The sequence below is a fragment of the Paractinoplanes deccanensis genome, assembly GCF_016862115.1.
Taxonomy (GTDB): Bacteria; Actinomycetota; Actinomycetes; order Mycobacteriales; family Micromonosporaceae; genus Actinoplanes; species Actinoplanes deccanensis.
The window spans coordinates 1-25,448 of the sequence record NZ_BOMI01000162.1 but is presented as its reverse complement, the minus strand read 5'-3'; the positions used below and the strand labels follow the sequence as shown (position 1 = coordinate 25,448).

Sequence of the window (25,448 nt, the reverse complement as noted above, 5' to 3'; positions counted from 1 at the left end):
GCACTACCCTCAAGATCAACTTTGTGTGGCCTCGGCGCCACCAGCCTCCTGACCCTCCGCCAGGATCCGATCCGCCACCTCACGCATCGTCATCCGGTGGTCCATCGCCGTGCGCTGAATCCACTTGAACGCCTGCGGCTCGGTCATCTGGTACTTCGTCATCAGCTCGCCCTTGGCGCGCTCCACCGACTTGCGCGTCTCCAGACGATCGGTCAGACCCGCGACCTCCGACTCCAGCGCGGCGATCTCCGAATAGCGCGACAGCGCGATCTCGATCGCCGGAACCAGATCGGACTTCTGGAACGGCTTCACCAGATAAGCCATCGCGCCGGCCGCACGCGCCCGCTCGACGAGATCGCGCTGCGAGAAGGCGGTCAGGATGACGACCGGGGCGATGCGCCCACCGGCGATCCGCTCCGCGGCGGCCAGCCCATCCATGATCGGCATCTTGATGTCGAGGATGACGAGATCGGGCCGAAGGTCCTCGGCCAGGCGCACGGCGGTCTCACCGTCACCGGCCTCGCCGACGACGTCGTAGCCCTCCTCCACGAGCATCTCGGCGAGATCGAGCCGGATGAGGGCCTCGTCCTCGGCGATCAACACCCGCTTGCGCTCGGCACCAGCCTGCGAGTCGGCCACGGAACCCCTACCCCCAACACTCCTGTGGACACGACACCCCGGTATGCGGGTGTCGCCGCCCTAAGCGTAGTGGGTAGGCTGTCTCTTGCTCAGCACGGCGTGACCATCTCATCGCCAACGCACAGCCGCCTGTCCCCGTAGCCCAATCGGCAGCAGGCAGTGGACTCAAAATCCATACAGTGTGGGTTCGAATCCCACCGGGGACACCAAAATGTCGTACCCCCGTTCGATACTAGGGGTCATGCATCCGCCGCAGATTCGCGAGCGAGCCCTACGACTTCGCGCCGAAGGAGTGCCTTTTGGCGAGATCTGCCGCGCCCTCGGATTGCCCCGGCCGACAGTCGGACATTGGCTCTACGGCGAACGGGCACGTCACCGGGCCGCGCTCGACGCCGAAGAGGTTCGGTGCCCGCGCTGCGCCCACCCACCGCGCGCGCCGAATGATCAAGGCGCCTACGCCTATCTTCTCGGCCTTTACCTGGGCGACGGCCATTTGGTGACCAAGGCGAAGGTTCCCGTCCTCCGCGTCTACTGCGCCGACGCCTGGCCCGGGTTGATCGACGAGTGCGAGGCAGCGATGCTCGCGGTGCTCGCCAAGAACGTGCAGCGGGTTCAGAAGGCCGGCTGCGTCGGCGTGCAGAGCTATTCGAATCATTGGCCGTGCCTTCTCCCTCAGCACGGGCCGGCGCACAAGCACGAGCGCGCGATCTATCTGGCCGCCTGGCAGCAGCCGCTGATCGACGCCAATGGCGGATCATTTCTGCGCGGGCTGTTTCACTCCGACGGCTGCCGCGTTTCCAACCGGATAACGCGCGGCGAACGCGTTTACACGTATCCGCGCTATAACTTCTCGAACGAATCCGCGGACATCATGCGGCTCTGTCAGCAATCGCTCGATCGATTGGGGATCAGTTGGCGGATGTGCCGGCGCAACATGCTGTCGGTGGCGCGGCGGGAGGCGGTGGCCCGGCTCGACGAGTTCGTGGGGCCGAAATGGTGACCGTTCGCCCACGGCGGCGGGGCGTGCTCGGGCAGGCCTCCCCTAGCTCCGGGTGACCGGCGCGGGCGATGGCCGGGCGGAGCGTGAGGGCAGTCGACGACCATCGGTGACCTCGGCTGGAGGGCCGGTGACGGACCGCTGTGGGCGGCCGGCCGTGGAGGGCTCTTTCGCGGGGGGCACGGTCGCGCGGGCGGCGGGCGGGTCGTTTCGCCCGTTTTCCGGCTGGTCAGCGCTACTGTACGCCGGTTCCGCGGAGGTCCGCGCCTTTCCGGAGCGGTTTTCACGCGGCGCTGGGGACCGTTCCCCGCTTGACGGCGGCAAGGGGGACCGGGCGCCCGCGGGCGCCGGCCCGGCGGCCGATCGGGCCGGCGTGGACGCTCGAGCGGGCGGCCCAGTCGGCGATCGAGCCGGCGAACGGGCGGAAGGCCGCGCGGAGGAGCCCGGCGACGAGGACACGCTCGCCGACCCCGACGGCGACGGCTGCCTGGGCGAGGACGGTGGCGGGGGCGCGGGCGCCGGCGTAGGCGGCGTGGTGGGTGACGGGGTGGGCGCCGATCCCGGGGCCGAGCCCGGGGCCGGTGACGCCGATCGTCGTACCTTTTCGCAGTAGTCCCCGATGGCTCGCTCACTGCCCGCGTCGGCGAGCAGTTTGCGTTTGTCGTGGCTGCTCAGGGGTGCCGCCCCGCGCCAGGCTTCGCAGCGGGTGAAGGCCGCCACGTCGGGGGCCGGTCCCGGTCCGGGCCGGCTGGTGGCCGGCCCGGACGGGGCCGGGGTGTCCCCTGGGGACGGGGTGCCTGTTCTCGGCGCAGGTACGCCCAGCGCCGAGAACAGGCGGTGCGCGTGCTGCTGGGCTTCCTGGGGGAGGTTGCCGGTGCGGGCGGCCACGGCCGTGCCGGTGAGGAGCAGGAGAGCCAGGCCGGCCGTGGCGGGCACGAGCACGGCCCGGATCCTCGCCGGCCGGTGGCGGCGTGCGGCGCGGGCAGCACGTTTGCGTTCGGCGGTGTAGGCGTCGACGAATCTCTTCTCGCCGTCGAGCTCCTCGGCGGTGGCCGGGGCCCGGGCGGCGTCGAGGAGCCGGCGCAGTCCGGGGTCGCGGGCGGCGAGGTCGGTGTCGGTGCTTCTCCGCTTTCGCAGCGCTGTGAGGAGAGCGCGCAGGTGCCGCATTTTGTTACACCCCCTGCCGGCTGGGGTGGGCGCGGTCGCGGACCTGGGGGTGGGCGGCGAGGCGGCGGAGGCCGCGCATCGCGGCGACGCGCACCGCACCGGGTCTTTTGCCGAGGATGTCGGCCGTGGTGGCGACGTCGAGGCCGACGACGACGCGGAGCATGACGGCTTCGGCCTGGTCGATGGGCAGTTGCGCGATCAGGCCGAGCGCCCAGGCGGTGCCGTCGTTCTCCAGCGTGACCGTGGCGGCGTCGGAGGAGGCGGTGCTGGTGGTGGGGGCGGGCGGCGGCTGGGGGCGGCGGCGGACCGCGTCGAGCGCGCGGTTGCGGGCGATCCGGAAGAGCCAGCCGCGGAAGGCGGGCAGGTCGCCGTCGAAGCGGCCGAGGTCGCGGATGACCTGGAGCCACGTCTCGCTGGCGGCGTCCTCGGCGTGGTCGGCGGCGATGACGCGCAGGTAGCGCAGCATCGGCGGGTGCAGGCCGCGCCACAGGGTGGCGAAGGCGCGGCGGTCGCCGTCGCGGGCGGCGTGGAGCGCGTCGGCCAGCGGGTCGTCGGGCACGGGGGTCTCCCGGGGGTGGGTGCGTGCCGTTGATACCCGCGCGGGGCACGGGAAGAACCTGATCGATGGGCCCGGCTGTGAATCCGGCGGAACCGCCGGTGGGGCCGGGCGGCGGATGTTGTCATGGTCCAGACACGTTCGGCTGGAGGCCTCATGTTGTGGTCCGGTTCCTCGCCCCTGACGGTCATGCGGAACAGCATGTGGGGTTTTCTGTTGTTCGCCGGTGTGGCGTGGCTGGCGATCGGGTGGAGCGTGATGCGCCTGGAGCCGGCGGACATCGTGGGCGTGGCCGCTCCGGTGATCTTCTTCGGGGCGTTGTGCGAGGCCGTGCGGGCGCTGGCGGGCACGCGGACGTGGTGGCTGAACGCGGCGATGGCGGCGCTGTTCGCGGCGACGGGGGTGATCGTGCTGCTGGACCGGGACTCCACGTACACGACGCCGGCCTCGCTGATCGGCTGGTTCCTGATGGTGCGGGGCGCGGTGGACGTCGCGGTGGCGACGATGAACCGGGGCACCGACCGTACGTGGGGCCTGATGTTGTCCTTGGGTGTGGTGCAGACGGGGCTGGGGTTCTACGCGTCGAGCCCGCTGTCCCGGGCGGCCGACCCGGTGATCGTGACGCTGGGCGGGCTGGCGGTGCTGCGGGCGATCGCCGATCTGGTGACGGCGCTGCGGTTGCGGGAGGTTTCCGCCGTACGGCCTGATGTCCTCCAGCTGACCCCGGAGCGTGCGGCGGGGGTGGCCGGCTATGCGGCCGGGCTGACCGATTTCGAGGAGGCGCCGGACAAGCCGCGGGCGCGGCATCGCGCGGTGGACGCGGACGCGCGGACGTTCCACGAGGAGGTCGTCAACACCACCCGCGACCTGGACGCGAAGATCGCGGAGGCCGGGGTGACGGGTACGGCCGCGGCGGCGCACCGGCTGCCGCCGGACGAGGAGATCCCGCCGGTGCCGGACACCGCGGAGAGCATGGCGGAGGGCGAACGCCGCCGCTGAGGGTAGCCAGTCTCCCCCGCCCCGCCGGGCCGGGATCCGCAGTCGGCCAGTCGCCGGGCCGGGATCCCACCGGCGGGGCGTCCGGTTGTGGCGGGAAGGTCAGGCGCCGACGCGGCGCAGCAGCCCTTCCTGGACGGCGCTGGCGATGTGGCGGCCGTCGCGGGTGAACATGCGCCCGCCGGCGAGGCCGCGGCTGCCGCTGGCCGAGGGGCTCGTGCAGTCGTACAGGAACCACTCGTCGGCCCGGAAGGGGCGGTGGAACCAGAGGGCGTGGTCGAGGCTGGCGCCGATGACGCCGCCGGGTCCCCACACCTCGCCGTGCACGGACAGCACCGAGTCGAGCAGCGACAGGTCGGACGCGTAGGTGAGTGCGCAGGCATGGATGAGCGGATCGTCGGGGAGCTTGCCGTCGATGCGCATCCAGACCCGCTGCTGCTCGCTGGCGACGCGGTCGCCGGGCGGCACCCAGCCGGGGTCGTTGACGTAGCGGACGTCGACGGCCTGCGGGGCGGCCGCGAAGGCGCCCCGGCGCGACGGGTACTTACGCACCCAGTCGGCCATGGTCTGCACGTCGTCGGGGCCGGGCACGCCGTCGGGGGCGGGACCGTGGTGGTCGAGCCCCTCCTCGCGCACCTGGAAGGAGGCCGACATGAAGAAGATGGTCTTGCCGTGCTGTTGCGCCGTGGAGCGGCGCACCGAGAACGAGCGGCCGTCGCGGATGGTCTCGACGTCGAAGCGGATCGGCTCGCTGGGGTCGCCGGGGCGCACGAAGTAGCCGTGCAGGGAGTGCACGAACCGGTCGTCCTGCACGGTGCGCCCGGCGGCGACCAGGGCCTGGCCCGCGACCTGGCCGCCGAAGACGCGCTGCGCCCCGGTCTGCGGGCTCTCACCCTGGAAGGTCGCCGTGTCCAGCTGCTCGAGATCGAGCATCTCGAGCAGCTGGTCGACGGCGGCCTGTCCGCTGAGCGGTGACGTCACAGCGAGGCGGGGTCGACGAGGTCGCCCAGCCGGTGGACGCGCAGGGTGTTGGTGGAGCCGGGCGCGTTCGGCGGGGAGCCGGCCACGACGACGACGTAGTCGCCGGGCTTGGCCAGGCCGAGGCCGAGCATCTTGGCGTCGACCTGCCGGAACATGTCGTCGGTGTGCTCGACGAAGTCGGTGAGGAACGTTTCCACACCCCAGCTCAGGGCGAGCTGGTCGCGGACCTCGGGGACCGGGGTGAACGCGTAGAGCGGCAGCTCGCAGTGCAGGCGGGAGAGGCGCCGCACGGTGTCGCCGGTCTGGGAGAACGCGACCAGGGCCTTGGCGCCGATGTTGCGGGCGATCTGGCTGGCGGCCACGGTGAGCGCGCCGCCGTGGGTGCGCGGGTCGTGCTGGAGCCGGGGCACGGGGATGGAGCCGGCCTCGGTGGTGCTGACGATCTTGGCCATGGTGCTGACGGTGAGCACCGGGTACTTGCCGACGGAGGTCTCGCCGGAGAGCATGACCGCGTCGGTGCCGTCGAGCACGGCGTTGGCGACGTCGGAGGCCTCGGCGCGGGTCGGGCGCGAGTTCTCGATCATCGAGTCGAGCATCTGGGTGGCGACGATGACCGGCTTCGCGTTCTCCCGGCAGAGCTGCACGGCGCGCTTCTGCACCAGCGGCACCTGGTCGAGGGGGAGCTCGACGCCGAGGTCGCCGCGGGCGACCATGACGCCGTCGAAGGCGAGCACGATGGCCTCGAGGTGCTCGACGGCCTCGGGCTTCTCGACCTTGGCGATGACCGGGACGGTGCGCCCCTCCTCGGCCATGATCTCGTGGACCAGCTTGATGTCGTCGGGCGAGCGCACGAACGACAGCGCGACCATGTCGCAGCCGAGGCCGAGGGCGAAGCGCAGGTCCTCGGCGTCCTTGTCGCTGAGCGCCGGCACGCTGACGGCGACGTTGGGCAGCGAGACGCCCTTGTTGTTGCTGACCGGGCCGCCCTCGACGACCAGGCAGCGGATGTCGTTGCCCTCGACGGCGGTGACCTGCACGGCGACCTTGCCGTCGTCGATCAGCAGGCGGTCGCCGCTCTTCACCTCCTGCGGCAGCTTCTTGTAGGTGCAGGAGACGCGCTCGGCGGTGCCGAGGATGTCGTCGCTGGTGATGGTGACGACGTCACCGGTGTTCCAGACGTGCGGCCCGTCGGCGAACTTGCCGAGCCGGATCTTGGGGCCCTGGAGGTCGGCGAGGACCGCCACGGCACGACCGGCCTGCTCGGCGGCGGCGCGCGCGAGCTCGTACATCTTCTGGTGGTCGTCGTGGGTGCCATGGCTGAAGTTGAGGCGGGCCACGTCCATGCCGGCTTCGACGAGGCCGAGCATGCGCTCGGGGGAAGCGGTCGCGGGCCCCATGGTGCAGACGATCTTTACGCGGCGTGTCACGGCCATCAGGCTAGTCTCTCTTTCTCATCGGCCTGGCGGCCGACCCCCGTCCCCGGGATGAACGACGTCTGTCCGGCGGCGTGGGTCCCCGGTGTGGTTCCCGGGCGCGCTGCGCCACCTGCGGGCTTCGACGACCGCGTCTTCAGCTTATCGGTCCGCTCACGGCCGCCTGACGCGTACGCCGGGACGGGCTCTCGCTACGATCCCGGCATGCGACCGGGACACGACTTCATCGGGGTCGGTGTGGGTGCGATGGTGTTCGACGACGCCGGGCGGGTGTTCCTCGCGCGGCGCGGGCCCGAGGCGCGCAACGAGGCCGGGCTGTGGGAGTTCCCCGGCGGGATGGTCGGCTTCGGTGAGCGGCTGGCCGACGCCGTGGTGCGCGAGTTCCAGGAGGAGTACGGGATGACCGTCGAGGTCGTCGGGCTGCTCGGGGTCTCCGATCATCTGCTGCCCGAGGAGGGCCAGCACTGGGTGTCGCCGTCGTTCGTCGCGCGGCACGTCGGCGGCGTTCCGGAGATCAGGGAGCCCGGCAAGTGCACCGAGATCGGCTGGTTCCGGCGGGCCGAGCTGCCGGGCGAGCTCACCAAGGCCAGTCTCGACACCTTGGCCGCGTACGACGCGAATCGGCCCGCCTGAGGCGCGGGCGGGCCGACTCTCGAGAACCTCAGACGCCGAGCGGCTGGGCGTTCGACCGCACCGGCTCGGGCAGCTCGCCCGACGCGCCCAGGTAGCGGTGGATCGCCGCGGCGGCGGAGCGGCCCTCGGCGATCGCCCAGACGATCAGGGACGCGCCGCGGTGCATATCGCCGGCGACGAAGACGCCCGGTGCCTGCGTCTGCCACTCGGTGTCGGCGTCGAGGACGCCCCGGCGGTTGCGGCTGATGCCGAACTGCGACAGCAGCGGCTGCTCCTCGGTGCCCTCGAAGCCGATGGCCAGCAGCACCAGGTCGGCCTTGATGTCGCGCTCGGAGCCGGGCGTCGCGGTCACCGTGCGGACGCCGTTGACGCGCTCGACGACCACGTCGGCGATGCGCACCGCCGTCACCTTGCCCTCGTCGTCGCCGACGAACTCCTGCACGGCCACGCCGAAGACGCGCTCGCCGCCCTCCTCGTGGGCCGGGTAGTTGCGCAGGATGATCGGCCAGGTCGGCCACGGGTGCAGCTCGCCGGCGCGGGCCTCGGGCGGCAGCGGGTACTGGTCGAGCTGCACGACGCCGGCCGCGCCCTGCCGGTGGGCCACGCCCAGGCAGTCGGCGCCGGTGTCGCCGCCGCCGATGATGACCACGTGCTTGCCCGCGGCGTCGATCGGCGTGGTGTCCTGCAGGCCCGCCACGACCCGGTTGGCGGGGACGAGGTGCTCCATGGCCAGATGGACGCCGCGCAAAGAGCGGCCCGGGGTCGAGACGGTGTCCCGGCCGGCCAGCGCGCCGGCGGCCAGCAGCACCGCGTCGAAGCGGTCGCGCAGGTCGTCGGCGGTGATGTCGACGCCCACCTCGACGCCGGTCTCGAAGACGACGCCCTCGGCCTCCATCTGGGCGAGGCGGGCGTCCACCACGTGCTTCTCGATCTTGAAGTCGGGGATGCCGTACCGGAGCAGGCCGCCGATCTTGTCGTCGCGCTCGTACACCGTCACCGCGTGACCGGCCCGCGCCAGCTGCTGCGCCGCCGCCAGGCCCGCCGGGCCGGAGCCGACCACCGCGACCCGCTTGCCCGTGGCCGCCGGGGCGGGCTGCGGGCGCACGTAGCCGAGGTCGAACGCGTGGTTGGCGATCTCGACCTCGACCTGCTTGATGGTGACCGGGTCGTCGGCGATGCCGAGCACGCACGCCGCCTCGCACGGCGCCGGGCAGAGCCGCCCGGTGAACTCCGGGAAGTTGTTCGTGGCGTGCAGCGCCTCGGCGGCGGCCTGCCACGCCCCCGTGCGGACCAGGTCGTTCCAGTCCGGGATGCGGTTGCCCAGCGGGCAGCCCTCGTGGCAGAACGGGATGCCGCAGTCCATGCACCGCGTCGCCTGGTCGCGGATCAGCTCCTCGCCGGCCGGCGGGTAGACCTCACGCCAGTCCTGGATGCGGACCGGGACCGGGCGGCGCTTGGGCAGCTGCCGCTCGTAACGCAGAAAACCGTTCGGATCAGGCACCCTTGACCCCCATGACCACCTCGTCGACGTTGCGACCGGCAGCTTCGGCGGTCCTGATCAGCTCCATCACGCGCTTGTAGTCGCGCGGCACGACCGCGGTGAAGCGCGACACCGCGGCGCTCCAGTCGGCCAGCAGCCGCTCGGCCACCGCCGAGCCGGTCTCGGCGAAGTGCTTCTCGACGAGGCCGCGCAGGGTCTGCTCCTCGTCGCCGGTGAGCGGGGCGAGGTCGACCAGCTCCGGGTTGACCTTGGCGGGCGCCAGGTCGAGCACGAACGCCTTGCCGCCGCTCATGCCGGCCGCGAAGTTGCGCCCGGTCGGGCCCAGCACCACCACGGTGCCGCCGGTCATGTACTCGCAGCCGTGGTCGCCGACGCCCTCGACGACGGCCTGGCCGCCCGAGTTGCGCACGGCGAAGCGCTCGCCTGCGCGGCCGCGCAGGAACACCTCGCCGGCGGTCGCCCCGTACAGGATCGTGTTGCCCGCGATGATCTGCTCCTCGGCCACGAACGGGGCGTCCTCGGCGGGCCGGACGATCACACGGCCGCCGGAGAGCCCCTTGGCCACGTAGTCGTTGGTGTCGCCGATCAGCCGCAGCGTGACGCCGCGCGGCAGGAACGCGCCGAACGACTGCCCGCCCGTGCCGCGCAGGGTGAACTCGATGGTGTTCTCGGGCAGGCCGGCGCCGCCGTAACGGCGGGTCACCTCGCCGCCGAGCATCGCGCCGACGCTGCGGTGGTCGTTGCGCACGCCCACCTCGGCGCGCACCTCGTGGCCGTCGATCAGGGCCGGCTGGGCCAGCTCGATGAGCTTGTTGTCCAGCGCCTTGTCGAGGCCGTGGTCCTGCGCGACGATGCCGCGGCGCGACGCGCCCTCGGGCAGCTCCGGCACGAACAGCACCGGCGACAGGTCGAGGCCCTTGGCCTTCCAGTGGTCGACCGCGGGGCGCACGTCGAGCACCTCGGCGTGCCCGATGGCCTCGTCGATGCTGCGGAAGCCCAGCTCGGCGAGGTAGCCGCGGACCTCCTCGGCGAGGAAGAGGAAGAAGTTCTCGACGAACTCGGGGCGGCCGGTGAAGCGCTCGCGCAGCACCGGGTTTTGCGTGGCGATGCCGACCGGGCAGGTGTCGAGGTGGCAGACGCGCATCATGATGCAGCCGCTGACGATCAGCGGCGCCGTGGCGAAGCCGAACTCCTCGGCGCCGAGCAGCGCGGCGATCACCACGTCGCGGCCGGTCTTGAGCTGGCCGTCGACCTGCACGGTGACCCGGTCACGCAGCTTGTTGAGCAGCAGCGTCTGCTGGGCCTCGGCCAGGCCCAGCTCCCACGGGGAGCCGGCGTGCTTGAGCGAGTTGAGCGGCGACGCGCCGGTGCCGCCGTCGTGGCCGGAGATCAGGATGACGTCGGCCTTGAGCTTGGCGACGCCCGCCGCGACCGTGCCGACGCCGATCTCGCTGACCAGCTTGACGTGCACCCGCGACATCGGGTTGACCATCTTGAGGTCGTGGACGAGCTGCGCCAGGTCCTCGATGGAGTAGATGTCGTGGTGCGGCGGCGGGGAGATCAGGCCGACGCCCGGGGTGGCGTGCCGGGTCTTGGCGACCCACGGCCACACCTTGTTGCCGGGCAGCTGGCCGCCCTCGCCGGGCTTCGCGCCCTGCGCCATCTTGATCTGGAGGTCGTCGGCGTTGACCAGGTATTCGCTGGTGACGCCGAAGCGGCCGGAGGCGATCTGCTTGACCGCGGAGCGGCGGGCCGGGTCGTAGAGGCGCTCGACGTCCTCGCCGCCCTCGCCGGTGTTCGACTTGCCGCCGAGCCGGTTCATGGCGATCGCGAGCGTCTCGTGCGACTCCGCCGAGATCGACCCGTACGACATGGCGCCCGTCGCGAAGCGCTTCACGATCTCCGACGCCGGCTCCACCTCTTCCAGCGGAACGGGCGTGCGGTCCCGGAACGTGAACAGCCCGCGCAGCGAGCCCGCCTCGGCGGCCAGGCCGTCCACCTTCGCGGTGTACTTGCGGAAGACGTCGTACTGCTTGGAGCGGGTGGCGTGCTGGAGCAGGAACACGGTCTCCGGGTTGAAGAGGTGGATCTCCCCCTCCCGGCGCCACTGGTACTCGCCGCCGACCTCGAGGCGCCGGTGCGTGCGCTCCGCCGGGTTCGACGGGTACGCCTTCTCGTGGCGGGCCTTCACCTCGGCGTGGATGTCGGCGAGGGTGGCGCCGCCGATCCGCCCGTTCGTGCCGACGAAGTAGCGCTGCAGCAGCTTGTTGTCCAGGCCCACGGCCTCGAACACCTGCGCGCCGCAGTACGAGGACACCGTCGAGATGCCCATCTTCGACATGATCTTCAGGACGCCCTTGCCGAGCGCCTTGACGTAGTTGCGGACCGCCGCCTTGGGGTCGAGCCCGGCGAGCGGGCCGGTGGCGATCAGGTCGTCGACCGACTCGAAGGCCAGGTAGGGGTTGACCGCCGCCGCGCCGTACCCGATGAGCACGGCCGCGTGGTGCACCTCGCGGCAGTCGCCCGACTCGACGACCAGCGCCACCTGGGTGCGCGTCTGCTCGCGCACCAGATGCTGGTGAACAGCCGCGGTGAGCAGCAGCGACGGGATCGGCGCGAGGTCGGCGTTGGAGTCGCGGTCGGAGAGCACCAGGATGCGCACGCCGTCCTCGATCGCCTCGGAGACGTGCCGGCAGATCTGGGTGAGCCGCGCCTTGATGCCGGCCGCACCGTCGCGCAGCGGGTAGAGACCCGAGACCCGGACCGCCTTGAAGCCGGGCAGGTCGCCGTCCTCGTCGATGGAGAGCAGCTTCGCCAGCTCGTCGTTGTCGATGATCGGGTACGGCAGCACGATCTGCCGGCAGGACGCCGGTCCCGGGTCGAGCAGGTTGCCCTCGGGGCCGATCGTCGACTGGAGGCTGGTGACCAGTTCCTCGCGGATCGCGTCCAGCGGCGGGTTGGTGACCTGCGCGAACAGCTGGTGGAAGTAGTCGAACAGCAGCCGCGGGCGGGTGGACAGCGGCGAGATCGGGGTGTCCGTGCCCATCGAGCCCAGCGGCTCGGCGCCGGTGCGGGCCATCGGCGCGATGAGGACCTTGAGCTCTTCCTCGGAGTAGCCGAAGACCTGCTGGCGGCGGGTCACCGAGTCGTGCGTGTAGATGACGTGCTCGCGCGGCGGCAGGTCGTCGAGCTGGATCAGCCCGGCGTGCAGCCACTCCTCGTACGGCTGGGCGCTCGCCAGCTCGGCCTTGATCTCGTCGTCGTGCACGATGCGCCCGGCCTCGGTGTCGACCAGGAACATCTTGCCCGGCTGGAGGCGGCCCTTCGCCACCACCGACGACGGCTCCAGGTCGAGCACGCCCGCCTCGGAGCCGAGCACCACCAGGCCGTCGGACGTGTGCCACCAGCGGCCGGGGCGCAGGCCGTTGCGGTCGAGCACCGCGCCGATGATCGTGCCGTCGGTGAAGGCGACGCTGGCCGGGCCGTCCCACGGCTCCATCAGGCTCGCGTGGAAGCGGTAGAACGCGCGCCGCTTCGGCTCCATCCCCGGGTCGTTCTCCCACGCCTCGGGGATCATCATGAGCATCGCGTGCGGCAGGCTGCGGCCGGACAGGTGCAGCAGCTCGAGCACCTCGTCGAAGCTCGCCGAGTCGGACGCCTCCGGCGTGGTGATCGGGAAGAGCCGCTTGATGTTGCCGGGCAGCTCCTTCGACTGCAGCAGCGCCTCGCGGGCGGCCATCCAGTTCTTGTTGCCCCGGATGGTGTTGATCTCGCCGTTGTGGGCGATGAAGCGGTACGGGTGGGCGAGCGGCCACGCCGGGAACGTGTTGGTGGCGAACCGGGAGTGGACCAGCGCGATCGCGCTGGACACGCGCGCGTCGAGCAGGTCGGGGAAGAACTCCGGCAGCTGGTCAGGGGTGAGCATGCCCTTGTAGGTGATGGTCCGCGAGGACAGCGACGGGAAGTACGCGCCGACGCCGCGCTGCGAGGTCTCGCGCTCGGCCTGCTTGCGGATGGTGAACGCGACCCGGTCGAGCTCGATGCCGCTCAGCCGCGCACCGGCCGGGCCGGCGGGCGAGTCGGAGAGCCGGTGGGCCGCGAGGAACACCTGCTGGATGGTGGGGCGGGCGTCCTCGGCGGTCTGGCCGAGCCCGTCCGGGCGCACCGGCACGTCGCGCCAGCCGAGGATCTCGCCGCCCTCGACCAGGGCGTACTTCTCCACGATCTTGATGGCGCGGGCCCGCTGCGCCCCGTCGTTGGGCAGGAACGCCAGGCCGGTCACGTACTCGCCGGCGGGCGGCAGCTCGAAGCCGGCGATCGCGCGGTAGAACTCGTCCGGAACCTGGATCATGATGCCGGCGCCGTCGCCGGTGTTGTACTCCGCGCCACGCGCCCCCCGGTGGTCGAGGCGGATCAGCGCGGACAGCCCCTTGGCGACCACGTCGTGGGAGCGGCGGCCGTAAAGATCGGCAACGAAGGCCACACCGCACGCGTCGCGTTCGGTGGAGGGGTCATAAAGCCCCTGGGAAGGCGGAAATGCCACCGGGCCTCCTGTCGTCACTGGTGTTACGTATCAAGGTCGGGACGACGTCGGCCCTGCAAAGTCTCTAGAGTCTACGTTAAGGGGTGCCGATCTCCGCCACTCCTGATGGATCACACTTGCCGTGGGCGAAACCACCTTCTCGGCGCAATCGGGTAGCCGGCTGTACTAACCGAGACGTGGCCGGGCGTATTGGGTAGTCTCGCGCGGTGGCGCTACAGGATACCGACGTCTTCGTCAGGCTCGAGCGGTTTTACGACGCCCTTCCCCGACCTTACGCACGTGTCGAGGATTTCGGCGGACTTGTGCTCTTTGTCCGCGAGGGTGAGGGCTGGCCCTACTATGCCCGCCCCAGGATCGGTGCGGACACCCCGTCCGCCGCCGATATTACTGCCGCCCGGCAGAGGCAGCGTGATCTGGGGCTGCCCGAGGCGTTCGAGTGGGTCCACGAGACCACTCCGGACCTGCTCGCCGTCGCCCGCTCGGCCGGCCTCGACGTGCTCCTCGCGCCGCTGCTGGTGCTCGAGCAGGCGGCGCTCGTGCCCGACCTGCCGGTCCAGGGCGGCACGATCCGCTTCCTCGACCCGGCGTCGCCCGACTTCGCCGCCGAGGTCTTCGCCGCCCGGTCGGTGGCCCAGCACGCGTTCGCCGGCGCCCCCGCCGCGAAGGTGTCCGCGGCCCAGATCGAAGCCGACCGGCAGCGGCTCGCCACAGGTGACTACTACTTGACGGTGGTCGATTCCCCGACGGAGGGAATTCTCGCCACCGGCACGCTCATGCGCGTCGGCGACGTCGCCGAGATCGCCGGTGTCGCGACTCTTCCCGCAGCTCGCGGGCGTGGCTACGCCTCGCAGCTCACCGCGTCGCTCGCCCGCCGGGCACTGACCGAGGGCGTCGACCTGGTATTCCTTTCCGCGGGCGACGACGACGTGGCGCGCCTCTACACCAAGGTGGGCTTCCGGCGCGTGGGCACGGCTTGCATAGCGGAGCCGGCGGCAGCGCCGCTCTGAGGTCCGAGAGAGGAACGGGCATGGATCTCGGGATAGCCGGCCGCACCGCCCTGATCGTCGGCGGCAGCGGGCTGCTGGGCCGCGCCGTCGCCGCCGCGCTGCTGGCCGAGGACGTGCGCGTCGTCCTGGCGGCCCGCGACAAGGCCCGCCTGGCCGACGCCGCGCACAGCCTCGACGACGAGGTCGCCTGCCTCACCCTCGACACCCGCGAGCCCGCCTCGATCCGGGCCGCCGCCGAGCGCCTCGGCACCATCGACATCCTGGTCAACGCCGCCGCGCCGCCCGCGCAGACCCTCGACCCGGCCCGCGACCGCGACCCCGCCCAGATCCTCGGCGCGCTCGACGCCAAGGCCGGCGGCTACCTGCGCGCCATGGACGCCGTCCTGCCCCGCATGCGCGAGGCCGGCTTCGGCCGCGTCGTCAACATCAGCGGCCAGAACGCCCACCTCACCCGCTCGGTCACCGGCGCCGTGCGCAACCAGGCGGTCATCACCGCCGCCAAGGCCCTGGCCGACGCCTACGCCGGCACCGGCGTCACCATCAACGTCGTCAACCCCGGCATCGTCACCGACATCCCGTCCCCCGCCGTCGCCCCCGCCACCGGCGGCGAGTCCACCCCCGAGCAGGTCGCCGCCCTCGTCGCCTTCCTCTGCTCCGCCCAGGCCGCCACCATCTCCGGCGAGTCCATCGCCGTCGGCCACCGCGTCTTCGGAGTGCAATAACCGCAGAGGTACGCCTTGCCGAAAGGCACCCGCCGCGGGGATCAGCCACTGCCGTCCCGGCCTCCCGTCGCCGGTTCCGGGCTGTCCTGCGCCACCGGCAGGCCGGCCACCTGCCCCCTGCGGCCCGTGCCGCCGCTCACGCCCGGCGACGTCCACCCGTGCTCCGCCAAGCGGTCTCGCGCAAGGCGATCTCGTTGCTCCCCTCGACCGACTCCCGCTCGGCCGCCCCGCTCGGCCGCCCGCTCGGCCGCCCCGCTCGGCCGCCCCGCTCGGCCGCCCCGCTCGGCCGCCCGCTCGGCCGCCCCGCTCGGCCGCCCGCTCGGCCGCCCGCTCGGCCGCCCCGCTCGGCCGCCCGCTCGGCCGCCGGCCAAAGGCGCGGGCCAGTCCGGCGAGGTCGGCGCGCCGCGCGTTCGGGATCGTCCGGGAAGTCGGCGCGGGTGGACCGGGCGGGGCATCGTGGAAGGGCAACCCCCGGACCGCGGCGGTGGGGCGGCCCGCCAGGGGCCGGCGCGCCAAAGGTGGTCGCCGGGCCGGCTCGGCAGCCCGGTGACCCGCCGGCCATTCGCCGTCTCCGCCGCCGCTCGGGGGGCGATCCGCGGCGCGGGCACGAACGGCCTAGCGGGTCGCCAGCAGGGACAGCAGGCGCAGGTTGTCGGCGGAGGCGCTGCCCGGGTCGGTGGTGTAGACGAACAGCGTCTGGTCGTCGTCGCCGGGGAGGGTCAGGGCCTCGTACCGGATGGTGATGGGGCCGACGGCGGGGTGGGTCATGCGCTTGGTGCCGTGGGTGCGCTCATGCACCTGGTGCGCGTTCCACCACGTACGGAACTCGGGGCTCTTGATCGTCAGCTCGCCGACCAGCTCCGCGAGCAGCGGGTCGTCCGGGAAGCGGCCCGCGTAGAGGCGCAACGTGCCGGCCACGTCGGCGGCGACCGCCGGCCAGTCCAGGTAGACCTCGCGGGCGGCCGGGTCGAGGAAGACCCACCGGGTGTAGTTGCGGTGCCGGGGCGGCAGCAGCGTCCAGTCGGTGAGCAGGGCGCGGGCCAGGGCGTTCGAGGCCAGGATGTCGGTGCGGCGGCCCACGATGAACGCGGGATGGTCGGTCATCGAGGCGATCATCTGCTGCATCGCCGGGCGCACCCGCTGCGCGGGAAGCGGATCGGCCCGGTGCCGCGGCGGCCGGGCCAGGTCGGTGAGGTGGGCGTGCGCGGCGGCGTCGAGCCGGAAGACGCGGCTCAGCGCGTCGACCACGGCCTCGGACGGGCTGGTGTGCCGGCCCTGCTCCAGGCGCGTGTAGTAGTCGACGCTGACGCCGGCGAGCTGGGCCACCTCCTCGCGGCGCAGGCCACGCACCCGGCGGCCGGACGGCGCATCGCCGATCCCGGCCGCCTCGGGGCTCATCCCGGTCCGGCACTTCCTCAGGAACTCCCCCAGCGCTGCCACGCCTCCCATGGTCGCCCGTGCGGAGCGCGGCGGACAGGGGCTGGGTGGGCATGGCGTTCCCCGGTACGGCTGGGCCAGCTCGGACCTGTCCGCCGGCGCCCGCCGCCGGAAGCCTGGACGGCATGACAGACAACACCACCTGGTTCGTCACCGGCGCCTCCCGGGGACTCGGTCTCGAGCTCGTCAAGCAGCTGCTGGCGGACGGCCGCGACGTCACCGCCACCACCCGATCCGCCGACCGGCTCCGGGCAAACCTCGGCGGGACCGACACGAGCCGGCTGCGGGCGATCGAGGTCGACCTCGCGGACGAGCGGCAGGTACAAGAGGCCGTCGCGGCGGCCGGCGACATCGACGTGGTCGTCAACAACGCGGGGTACGGGTTCCTCGCCGCCGTCGAGGAGGTCACCGACGCCGAGGCCCGGCAGATGTTCGACGTGCAGGTCTTCGGGGTGTGGAACGTGCTGCGGGCGGTGCTGCCGTCGTTGCGCGAGCGGCGCCGCGGGCACATCGTCAACGTGTCGTCGATCCTCGGGCTGACGGCCTTCGGAGGCTGGGGTCTCTACTGCGCCGGCAAGTACGCGCTCGAAGGGCTCACCGAGTCGCTCGCCGCCGAGGTCGCGGGGCTCGGGATCCGGGTCACGCTGGTCGAGCCGGGCTACCTGCGCACGGACTTCCTCCGCCCGTCCTCGCTCGGGCTCGCCACACGAACGGTCGACGGCTACGAGGCGATCCGCGAGATGACCCAGGCGCACCTCGCGATGCCGGGCACCCAGCTCGGCGACCCGGCGAAGGCGGCGGCCGCGATCATCGAGCTGGCCGACCGCGCGGACGGGCCGCTGCACCAGCTGCTCGGCTCCGACTCGTACGGGCTGGCCAAGGCCCGGATCGAGGCGCTCGCGCAGGACGTCGAGGCCGGCCGGGAGCTGGCCGTCACGACCGACGTGAGCTGAGCGAGGCGGCGGCGCGGGCCGACCGAGGGGGCGGCGCGGGCCGAGCGAGGGGGCGGCGCGCGGTCAACCGAGGCGGCGGCGCTCCAGGCCCTCCAGCAGCAGGTCGAGGGCGAAGGCGAACTCGCGCTCGTCGTCGCAGCCGCCGAGCGGGCCGTCGTGGGTGACGGCGGCGGCCAGCTCGGCGACGTGCGGCATGGTCTCGGCCCAGGCCGCCGGCGGCGGGGGCGCGGACGGGTCGGGAGTGTCGTCGAACAGGTCCTGGCTGAAGCCGAGCAGGCGGCTGCCGAGCAGGTGGATGGCGTGGTGGCCGAGGTCGACCGAGCAGCCGCCCGCGCGCATGACGGCCAGCACGCGCTCGATGTGCAGGATCACGGCGGGCGGCGGCTCGCCGCGGCCCTGCAGGACGGGCACCACCCACGGGTGGCGCAGCATCGTGGCGCGGGCCTGCATGATCAGCGAACGCAGCCGCTCGGTCCACGGGCCCTCCGCGGGCGCCGCGGCGATGCCCGAGACGACCGCGTCGGCCATCGCCGCGAGCAGCGTGTCCTTGTCGCGCAGGTGGTAGTAGATCGACATCGCGTCGACGCCGAGGTGCTGGGCGAGGCGGCGCATGCTCAGCCCGTCGAGCCCGTCGCGGTCGGCCAGCTCGACGGCCGCCGCGACGATGCCCTCCCTGGTGAGCCGGGCGGAGGAACGGGTCGTGGATCCCGCGCGTCTTGGCACGAACCGCATCCTACTTGTTCTCCTACGCCGTAGGGTTTACCCTACGGCGTAGACCTACACCGTAGAGAACGGGGTACAGCGATGTCCGCGACACTCCCTCCGAGATGGTTCGTCCGCGGCGCCTGGGTGGCGCACAAGGCGCTGCTGCGCGTCAGCGCCGACCGGATCGGCATGTCCACGCCGACGCCCGGCGGCCAGTTCGGCTACCTGCGCCTGCACACGGTCGGCCGCCGCTCGGGCACGCCCCGGGCCGTGGTGCTCGGCTACATCGAGGACGGCGACCGCCTGGTCACCCTCGCCATGAACGGCTGGGACGCCGCCGACCCGGGCTGGTGGCACAACCTGCGCGCCCGCCCCGAGGCCACCGTCGACCTGGCCGGCGGCGAGACCCGCGCGGTGACGGCCCACGAGGCCACCGGCGACGAGCGCGACCGGCTGTGGGCCGCCCTGCACGACTACACGGGCTACGGCGACCTGGACGCCCACGCCGCCAAGCGCGGGCGCGCGACGGCCGTGGTGGTGCTCAGTCCGGCGGCGACCAGTCCGGCGTAGGGGCCGTCATCCGCGGGCGCATGTGGTTGAGGGCCGCGTCCCGGGCGCGCAACGCCAGCCGGCCCCGGGCCTGCACGACCGCGGACATGCGGCGGGTCTGGCGCACGACGCTGGTGGTGCGCGGGCGGCGCAGCCGGCTGTACGTGTCGATCGCGGTGGCCAGCTCCTCGCCGGGCCGCGCGCCCGCGACCAGCGCCCCGAGGGTGGCCGCGTCCTCGAAGGCGAGGCACGCGCCCTGGCCCAGGTGATGCGGCATGGCGTGCGCCGCGTCGCCGAGCAGCACCACACCGCCGGGCCCCGACCCGAAGCCGTACGTGCGGGGCAGCGGCCGCAGCTCGCGCACCTCCTGGGGCACCAGGTCGTCCGGGTGCGTCGCGGCCAGCAGCTCGCCGATCGGCTCGTGCCAGCCGGCGAACCAGCGGCGCAGCAGCGCGAGCTGCGTGGCCGGCGGCTCGGGGCGCGGCGCACCCGCGGCGGTCGCCACCCAGGAGACCCCGCCGTCACCGAGCGGGATCGAGACGAAGCGGTAGCCGGCGCCCAGCGTCTCGCCGCCGGCGGCGTGCGCCGTGGGCAGCCGGTACGCGGGGACCAGCGCCTGCCACGCGGCGAAGCCGGAGCCCACGGCCGCCGACTCGGGAGCGAGCTCGCGCCGCACCCGGCTGTCGATGCCGTCCGCCGCGACGATCAGATCCGCCTCGATCATCGTGCGGCCGTCGCCCACCGCCGGGCGCAGGCCGCGGCCCGTGCGCACGGCCGTGACCGCGAAACCCGTGCGGACCTGCACGTAGTCACCGAGCCCGGCGATCAGCACGTCGTAGAGATCCGCCAGGCGCACCGCGGCCGGGGCGGGGCCGCAGCCCTCCCGGCCGCGCGGGGTGACCAGCCACTGCCCGTCCGGGCGCCGCACCCCGCCGTCGGGCAGCGCGGCCGCGATCGACGACCAGCCGCCGGCCGGGTCGAGCGACTCCAGGGCGCGGCGGCCGTTGGGCCAGAGCACCAGGGCGGTCGGCCGGGCGGCGATCCGCTCGGCCCGCTCCAGCAGCGTCACCTGCCAGCCGGCACGCGAGAGGGCGCCGGCGGCGGCCAGCCCGGCCATGCCGGCACCGACCACGACGGCGGCCCGTCCGGCCACCCCGCCGCCGCCCTGGGATCGACTCACCTCGTGAGGCCCGTCCGACTACCCCGGTCAGCGTTCGTCGTTCTTGTGCTGTGACTCGACGTCGATGTCGCCGCCGGAGGCACCGTCCGGGCCCGTGCCGGCCTGCGCCCCGGTGGCCAGGACCGCCTCGCCCACACCGGCGGGGCCGGCCGGATCGGCCGGCTCGAGCGGGTCGCCGCCCGCGGCGATCTCCTCGGCCATGTCCTGCGGGGTCTCCGGCGGCAGGATGCCGGTCCGGCGATAGGCCTCGAAGCGCGCGTGGCTGACCACCTGGTAGCCCTTCGGCGCGCGGGCCGGCTCGCCGGCGCCGGTCACGTCGACCTGGCTGACGTCGCCCTCGGCGGCCGGCTCCGGCAACGACTCGGGAGCGTCGTCGGGCACCACGTAGGCGCGGGGGCCGCGCACCACGAGGAAGTAGATCAGCGCCAGCACGAAGAACACGATCGCGGTGAAGACGTTGAGCCGGACACCGAAGAAGTGGTTGGCCTCGTCGACCCGGAGCATCTCGATCCACGCGCGGCCGGCCGTGTAGGCCATCACGTACAGCGCGAAGGCACGCCCCCGGCCGAACTTGAACTTGCGGTCGGCGAGCCACACCAGCAGCGCGACGCCCAGGTCCCAGATCAACTCGTACAGGAACGTGGGGTGATAGAGGTCGGGCAGCGTCACCGCCTGGCCGTCGATCACCGTGGCGTGCCCGGGGTTGGAGCGGTCCATGTCGTGGACCTCGAGGCCCCACGGCAGCGTGGTGACCTTGCCGTACAGCTCGTTGTTGAACCAGTTGCCGAGCCGGCCGATGCCCTGCGCCACCGGCAGGCCGACCGCGAGCGAGTCGGCGACCAGGGCGAACGGGATGCCGAGCTGGCGGGCACCGATGTAGGCGCCGAGGGCGCCGCCGAGCACCGCGCCCCAGATGCCGAGGCCACCCTCCCAGATGTAGAAGGCGCGGATCGGGTCACCGCCGGCGCCGAAGTAGTCCTGCGGCGAGGTGATCAGGTGGTATATGCGGGCGCCGATGATGCCGAACGGCACCGCCCACACCGCGATGTCGAGCGACGCCCAGCGCGCGACGCCCCGGCTGCGCATCCGGTACTCGAGGATGTAGACGGCGGCGACGATGCCCAGCACGATGCAGAGCGCGTACGCGCGCACGGGCAGGCCGAGCACGTGCCAGACGGACGTCGTCGGACTCGGGATCGCGGCGATAATCACGGTTGCACACGCTACCGCCGATGCCGGGGACCCGGGCGCTCAGGGCGCGCCTAGTTTCGCGGGTTGCGCACACCTTCGGCGAGCTCGGCGCTGAGCGCGCGCAGCCGGGTGATGCCGGTGGCCCGGTCGGGCGCGTCGAGCACGCAGCGGATGAGCGCGCTGCCCACGATCACGCCGTCGGCGAAACCGGCGACCTGGGCGGCCTGCGCGCCGTTGCCGACGCCCAGCCCCACGCCGACCGGCATGTGCGGATCGGCGTGCCGGACCCGGTCGACCAGCTCGGGGGCCTGCGACGACACCGAGGTGCGGGCGCCGGTGACGCCCATCAGCGCGGTGGCGTAGACGAAGCCGCGGCACTGGGCGACGGTCATCGCGATCCGCTCGTCGGTCGACGACGGCGAGACCAGGAACGTGCGGTCGATGCCGTGCTCGTCGGAGGCGGCGATCCACTCGGCCGCCTCGTCCGGGATCAGGTCCGGCGTGATCATGCCGGTGGCGCCGGCCGCGGCCAGGTCGCGCGCGAACGCGTTCACCCCGTACTTCTCGATGGGGTTCCAGTAGGTCATCAGCACCACCGGGGCGCCGGTGCCCGCGACCGCCTCGATGATCCGCAGGGTGTCGCGGGTGCGCACCCCGGCGGCGAGCGCGATGTCGCTGGCCCGCTGGATGACCGGGCCGTCCATCACCGGGTCGGAGTAGGGCAGCTCGACCTCGATGACGTCGCAGCCGGCCTCGTGCATCGCGATCATCGAGGCGATGCTGTCCTCGACGGTCGGGAAGCCCGCCGGCATGCAGCCGATGAGCACCGACCTGTTCTCGGCCCTCGCCTTCGCGAAGACTTCGGCGATGCTCACTCTTGCTCTCCCGGGACGATGGTCTCGACCGGGTCGAGAATGCCGAAGTAGGCGCCCGCGGTGTGCACGTCCTTGTCGCCGCGGCCGGACAGGTTGACCACGATGGTCGGGGTGCGGCCCAGCTCCTCGCGCAGCCGCGGGGCGATCCGGGCGGCGCCGGCCAGCGCGTGCGCGCTCTCGATCGCCGGGATGATGCCCTCGGTGCGGCAGAGCAGCTGGAACGCGGCCATCGCCTCGGCGTCGGTCACCGGCTCGTACGTCGCCCGGCCGGTGTCGTGCAGCCAGGCGTGCTCCGGGCCGACGCCCGGGTAGTCGAGGCCCGCCGAGATCGAATGCGACTCGATCGTCTGGCCGTCGTCGTCCTGGAGCACGTACGTGCGGGCGCCGTGCAGCACCCCCGACGAGCCACCGGTGATCGACGCGGCGTGCCGGCCGGTCTCGACGCCGTCGCCGCCCGCCTCGAAGCCGTAGAGCTGCACCGCCTCGTCCGGCACGAAGGCGTGGAAGATGCCGATCGCGTTGGAGCCGCCGCCCACGCACGCCGCGACCGCGTCGGGCAGCCGGCCGGTCAGCTCGAAGCACTGCGCCCGGGCCTCCACCCCGATCCCGCCCACGAAGTCGCGCACGATCTCGGGGAACGGGTGCGGCCCGGCGGCCGTGCCGAGCAGGTAGTGCGTGGTGTCGACGCTCGCCACCCAGTCGCGCAGCGCCTCGTTGAGCGCGTCCTTGAGCGTGCGGGAGCCGTTGGTCACCGGCACGACGGTCGCGCCGAGCATGCGCATGCGTGCCACGTTGAGCGCCTGGCGCTCGGTGTCGGTCTCGCCCATGTAGACGACGCACTCGAGGTCGAGCAGGGCCGCCGCCGTCGCGCTGGCCACGCCGTGCTGGCCGGCGCCCGTCTCGGCGATCACCCGCGGCTTGCCCATCCGCTTGGCGAGCAGCGCCTGGCCCAGCACGTTGCGCACCTTGTGGGCACCGGTGTGGTTGAGGTCCTCGCGCTTGAGCAGGATCTCGGCGCCCACCGCGGCGGAGAACCGCTCGGCCCGGTAGAGCAGCGAGGGCACGCCGGCGTAGTTGACCAGCAGGCTCTCGAACTCGGCCTGGAAGACCGGGTCGGTCTTGGCCGACCGGTACGCGGCCTCGAGCTCGTCGAGCGCGCGCACCAGGGCCTCGGGCACGAAGCGCCCGCCGTACCGCCCGAAGTGCCCCGCCAGGTCGGGCAGCGAAGGAGCAGTCATCGAACGGGCCTCGGGGTCGCGGGATGGTTGCCGGCGTTGACCAGCTCGGCCACGGCGTCGCGCGGGCTCTTCTGGGTCACCAGACCCTCACCCACCAGGACGGCGTCCGCGCCGGCCGACGCGTACCGGATCAGGTCGTGCGGACCGCGCACGCCCGACTCGGCGATCTTGACGACGTTGTTGGGCAGGCCCGGCGCGATGCGCTCGAAGACGGACCGGTCCACCTGAAGCGTGCGCAGGTCGCGGGCGTTCACCCCGATGACCTTGGCGTTCGCCTCCAGCGCCCGGTCGGCCTCCTCCTCGTTGTGCACCTCGACGAGCGCGGTCATGCCCAGCGACTCGATGCGCTCGAGCAGGCCCATCAGCACGTTCTGCTCGAGGGCGGCCACGATGAGCAGCACCAGGTCGGCGCCGTGCGCCCGCGCCTCGTGCACCTGGTACGACGAGATCACGAAGTCCTTGCGGAGCACCGGGATCTGAACGGAGGCACGCACCGCCTTCAGATCGTCGAGCGACCCGCCGAACCACCGGCCCTCGGTGAGCACGCTGATGACACGGGCGCCACCCGCCGCGTACTCCCCCGCGAGCTCCGCGGGATCGGGGATCTCCGCGAGCGCGCCCTTGGACGGCGACGACCGCTTCACCTCCGCGATCACCGCCACGCCCGGCTTACGCAACGCCGCGTAAGCGTCGATCGCCGGTGGCGCCGCCGCTGCCAGCTCCCGAACCTGCTCCAGCGGCACCCGCTCCTGGCGTGCCGCCACGTCCTCGCGCACTCCCGCGAGAATCTCCTCCAGCACGTTCTGCGGCCCGCCAGTGCCCGCTTCCGTCTGCTGATCGGATGTCACGTAATGACTCCCCTCTCCGGGTGTCCTCCGCCCGATGCTAGGAGGTGGCGGTCGCGCAAGGCCCCCCGGGGTATGGCACGCCTCACGAGATGGGCTCGGGCATAATGCGGCCTGATCAACGGCGGTGTGTCACTTCTGTCACATGGCTCACGCCGCCCGCGGGCCGCTGTGCTGGGACACCTCATCTGATCGGTGGATCCCACGGCGCGTTGACCCGAGCGTCACGCTCCGGAAATACGGTCCGGCCACAATCGGGGCGAGGCAAACTGGTTCGGGCGTCCCCGGACGTTTCCTCTTGTCGATGCCTTCCAGCGATGTGGAGTAATCCCGTGGCAGCCACCCGGACCGAGGTCGTCGAGCCGACTCGCCCCACCGGCTTCGCCGACGCCTCCCGCGCCATCGTCTCCGCCGCCGCCGACCTGGTCGCCGGCCTCCAGCGGGCGGTGATCGGCCCCGGCAACGTCCGCACGGCCCGCGACAACGCGTGGGCCGCCACCCTGGAGGACAGGGCCCGCCACGAGGCCCGCGCCGAGCTCAGCCGCGAGGTCGCCGCCCTGGTCGCCCGCCGCACGGCCCAGGCTGGCCCCACAGCCCAGGCCGGCCCCACAGCCCAGGCCGGCCCCGCGGCGCAGGCTCGCCCCACAGCCCAGGCCCGCCCCACAGCCCAGGCCCACCCCACAGCCCAGGCCCACCCCGCAGCGCAGGCCCGCCCCGCAGCGCAGGCCCGCCCCGCAGCGCAGGCCCGCCCCGCAGCGCAGCCTCGCCCCGCAGCCCAGGCCCCCTCCGCCGTCCAGCCCCGCCTCACGGCGCAGGCTCACTCTGCGGCCCAGGCCCACAGCACCGCGACGACCGCGGCTGCCAAGCGGCACAACACCAAGCGGCCCCTCGCCAAGACCGTCTGACGCGCGAACGGCCTTGTGCCGCAGCGCCAGGCACCACGCCGGCGGGCGGCGGCACCACATCGCCCGCTTCCCTTCCGGACATTTACGAAATATCCGGAAGTCGAGATGTGAGACATGCTTGCCGCTTCCTCGACGGTCGCGCCCCTGCGACCGTCGAGCGGTCGCTGCACTGCCGCCCACCAAGCCGCTGCCCATCGCGCCGCTGCCCATCGCGCCGCTGCCCATCGCGCCGCCGCCCATCGCGCCGCCGCCCATCGCGCCGCCGCCCAACGCGCCGCCGCCCAACGCGCCGCCGCCCAACGCGCCGCCGCCCAACGCGCCGCCGCCCACCAAGCCGCCGCCCACCAAGCCGCCGCCCACCAAGCCGCCGCCCACCAAGCCGCCGCCCACCAAGC

Annotated in this window: 23 protein-coding genes and 1 tRNA gene; 11 read left to right on the top strand and 13 right to left on the bottom strand. The window is 72.9% G+C overall.

Annotated features, from left to right (window positions below; all coding sequences use genetic code 11):
• Nucleotides 1–15 precede the first annotated feature (15 nt).
• On the bottom strand, nt 16–639 hold the full coding sequence (locus Ade02nite_RS39275; RefSeq protein WP_203775088.1) for an ANTAR domain-containing response regulator: 624 nt from the start codon (nt 637–639) through the stop codon (nt 16–18).
• A 131-nt stretch (nt 640–770) separates the two neighbouring features.
• Here Ade02nite_RS39275 and Ade02nite_RS39270 point away from each other — a divergent pair.
• From Ade02nite_RS39270 to Ade02nite_RS39260, 3 genes are all read left to right on the top strand, one after another.
• Nucleotides 771–848, top strand: a tRNA-Leu gene (locus tag Ade02nite_RS39270).
• A gap of 32 nt (nt 849–880) precedes the next feature.
• Nucleotides 881–1,639, top strand: a complete 759-nt coding sequence (locus tag Ade02nite_RS39265; protein WP_203775086.1) for a helix-turn-helix domain-containing protein — start codon at nt 881–883, stop codon at nt 1,637–1,639.
• A gap of 370 nt (nt 1,640–2,009) precedes the next feature.
• Nucleotides 2,010–2,249 (top strand): hypothetical protein, encoded by a 240-nt coding sequence (locus tag Ade02nite_RS39260; RefSeq protein WP_203775078.1) that lies wholly within the window; start codon nt 2,010–2,012, stop codon nt 2,247–2,249.
• A gap of 558 nt (nt 2,250–2,807) precedes the next feature.
• On the opposite strand, the gene Ade02nite_RS39255 is transcribed toward Ade02nite_RS39260, so the two are convergent.
• Entirely contained in the window at nt 2,808–3,362 is a 555-nt protein-coding gene (locus Ade02nite_RS39255) for an RNA polymerase sigma factor (RefSeq protein WP_203775076.1), read from the bottom strand.
• A 186-nt stretch (nt 3,363–3,548) separates the two neighbouring features.
• On the opposite strand from Ade02nite_RS39255, the gene Ade02nite_RS39250 reads away from it, so the two are divergent.
• Nucleotides 3,549–4,358, top strand: a complete 810-nt coding sequence (locus Ade02nite_RS39250) for a hypothetical protein (protein WP_239169372.1) — start codon at nt 3,549–3,551, stop codon at nt 4,356–4,358.
• Nucleotides 4,359–4,457: 99 nt separating this feature from the next.
• On the opposite strand, the gene Ade02nite_RS39245 is transcribed toward Ade02nite_RS39250, so the two are convergent.
• Both Ade02nite_RS39245 and pyk read right to left on the bottom strand, forming a co-directional pair.
• Nucleotides 4,458–5,288 (bottom strand): acyl-CoA thioesterase, encoded by an 831-nt coding sequence (locus tag Ade02nite_RS39245; protein ID WP_203775128.1) that lies wholly within the window; start codon nt 5,286–5,288, stop codon nt 4,458–4,460.
• A gap of 44 nt (nt 5,289–5,332) precedes the next feature.
• Nucleotides 5,333–6,769 carry a pyruvate kinase gene (gene pyk, locus Ade02nite_RS39240; protein ID WP_203775074.1) on the bottom strand — a complete coding sequence of 479 codons (1,437 nt, stop codon included), beginning with the start codon at nt 6,767–6,769 and terminating at the stop codon, nt 5,333–5,335.
• Nucleotides 6,770–6,973: 204 nt separating this feature from the next.
• Between pyk and Ade02nite_RS39235 the strand changes: the two genes are divergently transcribed.
• Nucleotides 6,974–7,402, top strand: a complete 429-nt coding sequence (locus tag Ade02nite_RS39235) for an NUDIX domain-containing protein (RefSeq protein ID WP_203775072.1) — start codon at nt 6,974–6,976, stop codon at nt 7,400–7,402.
• A gap of 28 nt (nt 7,403–7,430) precedes the next feature.
• Here the strand turns inward: Ade02nite_RS39235 and Ade02nite_RS39230 are convergent, their stop codons facing one another.
• Nucleotides 7,431–8,903 (bottom strand): glutamate synthase subunit beta, encoded by a 1,473-nt coding sequence (locus Ade02nite_RS39230; protein WP_203775070.1) that lies wholly within the window; start codon nt 8,901–8,903, stop codon nt 7,431–7,433.
• Nucleotides 8,896–13,446 carry a glutamate synthase large subunit gene (gene gltB, locus Ade02nite_RS39225; protein WP_455430518.1) on the bottom strand — a complete coding sequence of 1,517 codons (4,551 nt, stop codon included), beginning with the start codon at nt 13,444–13,446 and terminating at the stop codon, nt 8,896–8,898. Before gltB ends, Ade02nite_RS39230 begins: the two co-directional genes overlap by 8 nt.
• Nucleotides 13,447–13,652: 206 nt before the next feature.
• On the opposite strand from gltB, the gene Ade02nite_RS39220 reads away from it, so the two are divergent.
• Together Ade02nite_RS39220 and Ade02nite_RS39215 are read left to right on the top strand one after the other, a co-directional pair.
• On the top strand, nt 13,653–14,453 hold the full coding sequence (locus Ade02nite_RS39220; protein ID WP_203775066.1) for a GNAT family N-acetyltransferase: 801 nt from the start codon (nt 13,653–13,655) through the stop codon (nt 14,451–14,453).
• A gap of 20 nt (nt 14,454–14,473) precedes the next feature.
• A complete protein-coding gene (locus Ade02nite_RS39215) occupies nt 14,474–15,175 on the top strand; it encodes an SDR family NAD(P)-dependent oxidoreductase (RefSeq protein WP_203775064.1) in 702 nt (233 codons plus the stop codon).
• A gap of 615 nt (nt 15,176–15,790) precedes the next feature.
• Here the strand turns inward: Ade02nite_RS39215 and Ade02nite_RS39210 are convergent.
• Entirely contained in the window at nt 15,791–16,624 is an 834-nt protein-coding gene (locus Ade02nite_RS39210; protein ID WP_203775062.1) for a helix-turn-helix transcriptional regulator, read from the bottom strand.
• A 113-nt stretch (nt 16,625–16,737) separates the two neighbouring features.
• Between Ade02nite_RS39210 and Ade02nite_RS39205 the strand changes: the two genes are divergently transcribed.
• Nucleotides 16,738–17,565: an SDR family NAD(P)-dependent oxidoreductase gene (locus Ade02nite_RS39205; RefSeq protein ID WP_203775060.1), complete on the top strand. Its 828-nt coding sequence runs from the start codon at nt 16,738–16,740 to the stop codon at nt 17,563–17,565.
• A gap of 63 nt (nt 17,566–17,628) precedes the next feature.
• On the opposite strand, the gene Ade02nite_RS39200 is transcribed toward Ade02nite_RS39205, so the two are convergent.
• Nucleotides 17,629–18,288: a TetR/AcrR family transcriptional regulator gene (locus tag Ade02nite_RS39200; RefSeq protein WP_239169371.1), complete on the bottom strand. Its 660-nt coding sequence runs from the start codon at nt 18,286–18,288 to the stop codon at nt 17,629–17,631.
• Nucleotides 18,289–18,369: 81 nt separating this feature from the next.
• Here Ade02nite_RS39200 and Ade02nite_RS39195 point away from each other — a divergent pair, with 81 nt between their 5' ends.
• Complete coding sequence (locus tag Ade02nite_RS39195) at nt 18,370–18,840, top strand: nitroreductase/quinone reductase family protein (RefSeq protein WP_203775055.1); 471 nt, start codon at nt 18,370–18,372, stop codon at nt 18,838–18,840.
• Here the strand turns inward: Ade02nite_RS39195 and Ade02nite_RS39190 are convergent.
• Genes Ade02nite_RS39190 through trpC form a run of 5 tightly spaced genes read right to left on the bottom strand, consistent with a single transcriptional unit; the run spans nt 18,812 to nt 24,103 of the window.
• A complete protein-coding gene (locus tag Ade02nite_RS39190; RefSeq protein ID WP_275409982.1) occupies nt 18,812–19,999 on the bottom strand; it encodes an FAD-dependent oxidoreductase in 1,188 nt (395 codons plus the stop codon). The genes Ade02nite_RS39195 and Ade02nite_RS39190 overlap by 29 nt on opposite strands.
• A gap of 27 nt (nt 20,000–20,026) precedes the next feature.
• Nucleotides 20,027–21,211: a prolipoprotein diacylglyceryl transferase gene (lgt, locus tag Ade02nite_RS39185; protein WP_203775046.1), complete on the bottom strand. Its 1,185-nt coding sequence runs from the start codon at nt 21,209–21,211 to the stop codon at nt 20,027–20,029.
• Between the two features lie 50 nt (nt 21,212–21,261).
• Entirely contained in the window at nt 21,262–22,065 is an 804-nt protein-coding gene (gene trpA / locus Ade02nite_RS39180; RefSeq protein ID WP_203775044.1) for a tryptophan synthase subunit alpha, read from the bottom strand.
• Complete coding sequence (gene trpB / locus Ade02nite_RS39175; RefSeq protein ID WP_203775042.1) at nt 22,062–23,303, bottom strand: tryptophan synthase subunit beta; 1,242 nt, start codon at nt 23,301–23,303, stop codon at nt 22,062–22,064. The genes trpA and trpB overlap by 4 nt, the downstream gene beginning before the upstream one ends.
• Complete coding sequence (trpC, locus tag Ade02nite_RS39170) at nt 23,300–24,103, bottom strand: indole-3-glycerol phosphate synthase TrpC (protein WP_203775124.1); 804 nt, start codon at nt 24,101–24,103, stop codon at nt 23,300–23,302. The genes trpB and trpC overlap by 4 nt, the downstream gene beginning before the upstream one ends.
• Nucleotides 24,104–24,480: 377 nt before the next feature.
• On the opposite strand from trpC, the gene Ade02nite_RS51000 reads away from it, so the two are divergent.
• The gene (locus tag Ade02nite_RS51000; protein ID WP_438871011.1) at nt 24,481–25,053 is read left to right on the top strand and encodes a hypothetical protein; all 573 of its coding nucleotides are present in this window, start codon (nt 24,481–24,483) and stop codon (nt 25,051–25,053) included.
• Nucleotides 25,054–25,171: 118 nt separating this feature from the next.
• A partial coding sequence (locus Ade02nite_RS39160) for a hypothetical protein (RefSeq protein ID WP_203775040.1) occupies nt 25,172–25,448 on the top strand: 277 nt, incomplete at its 3' end.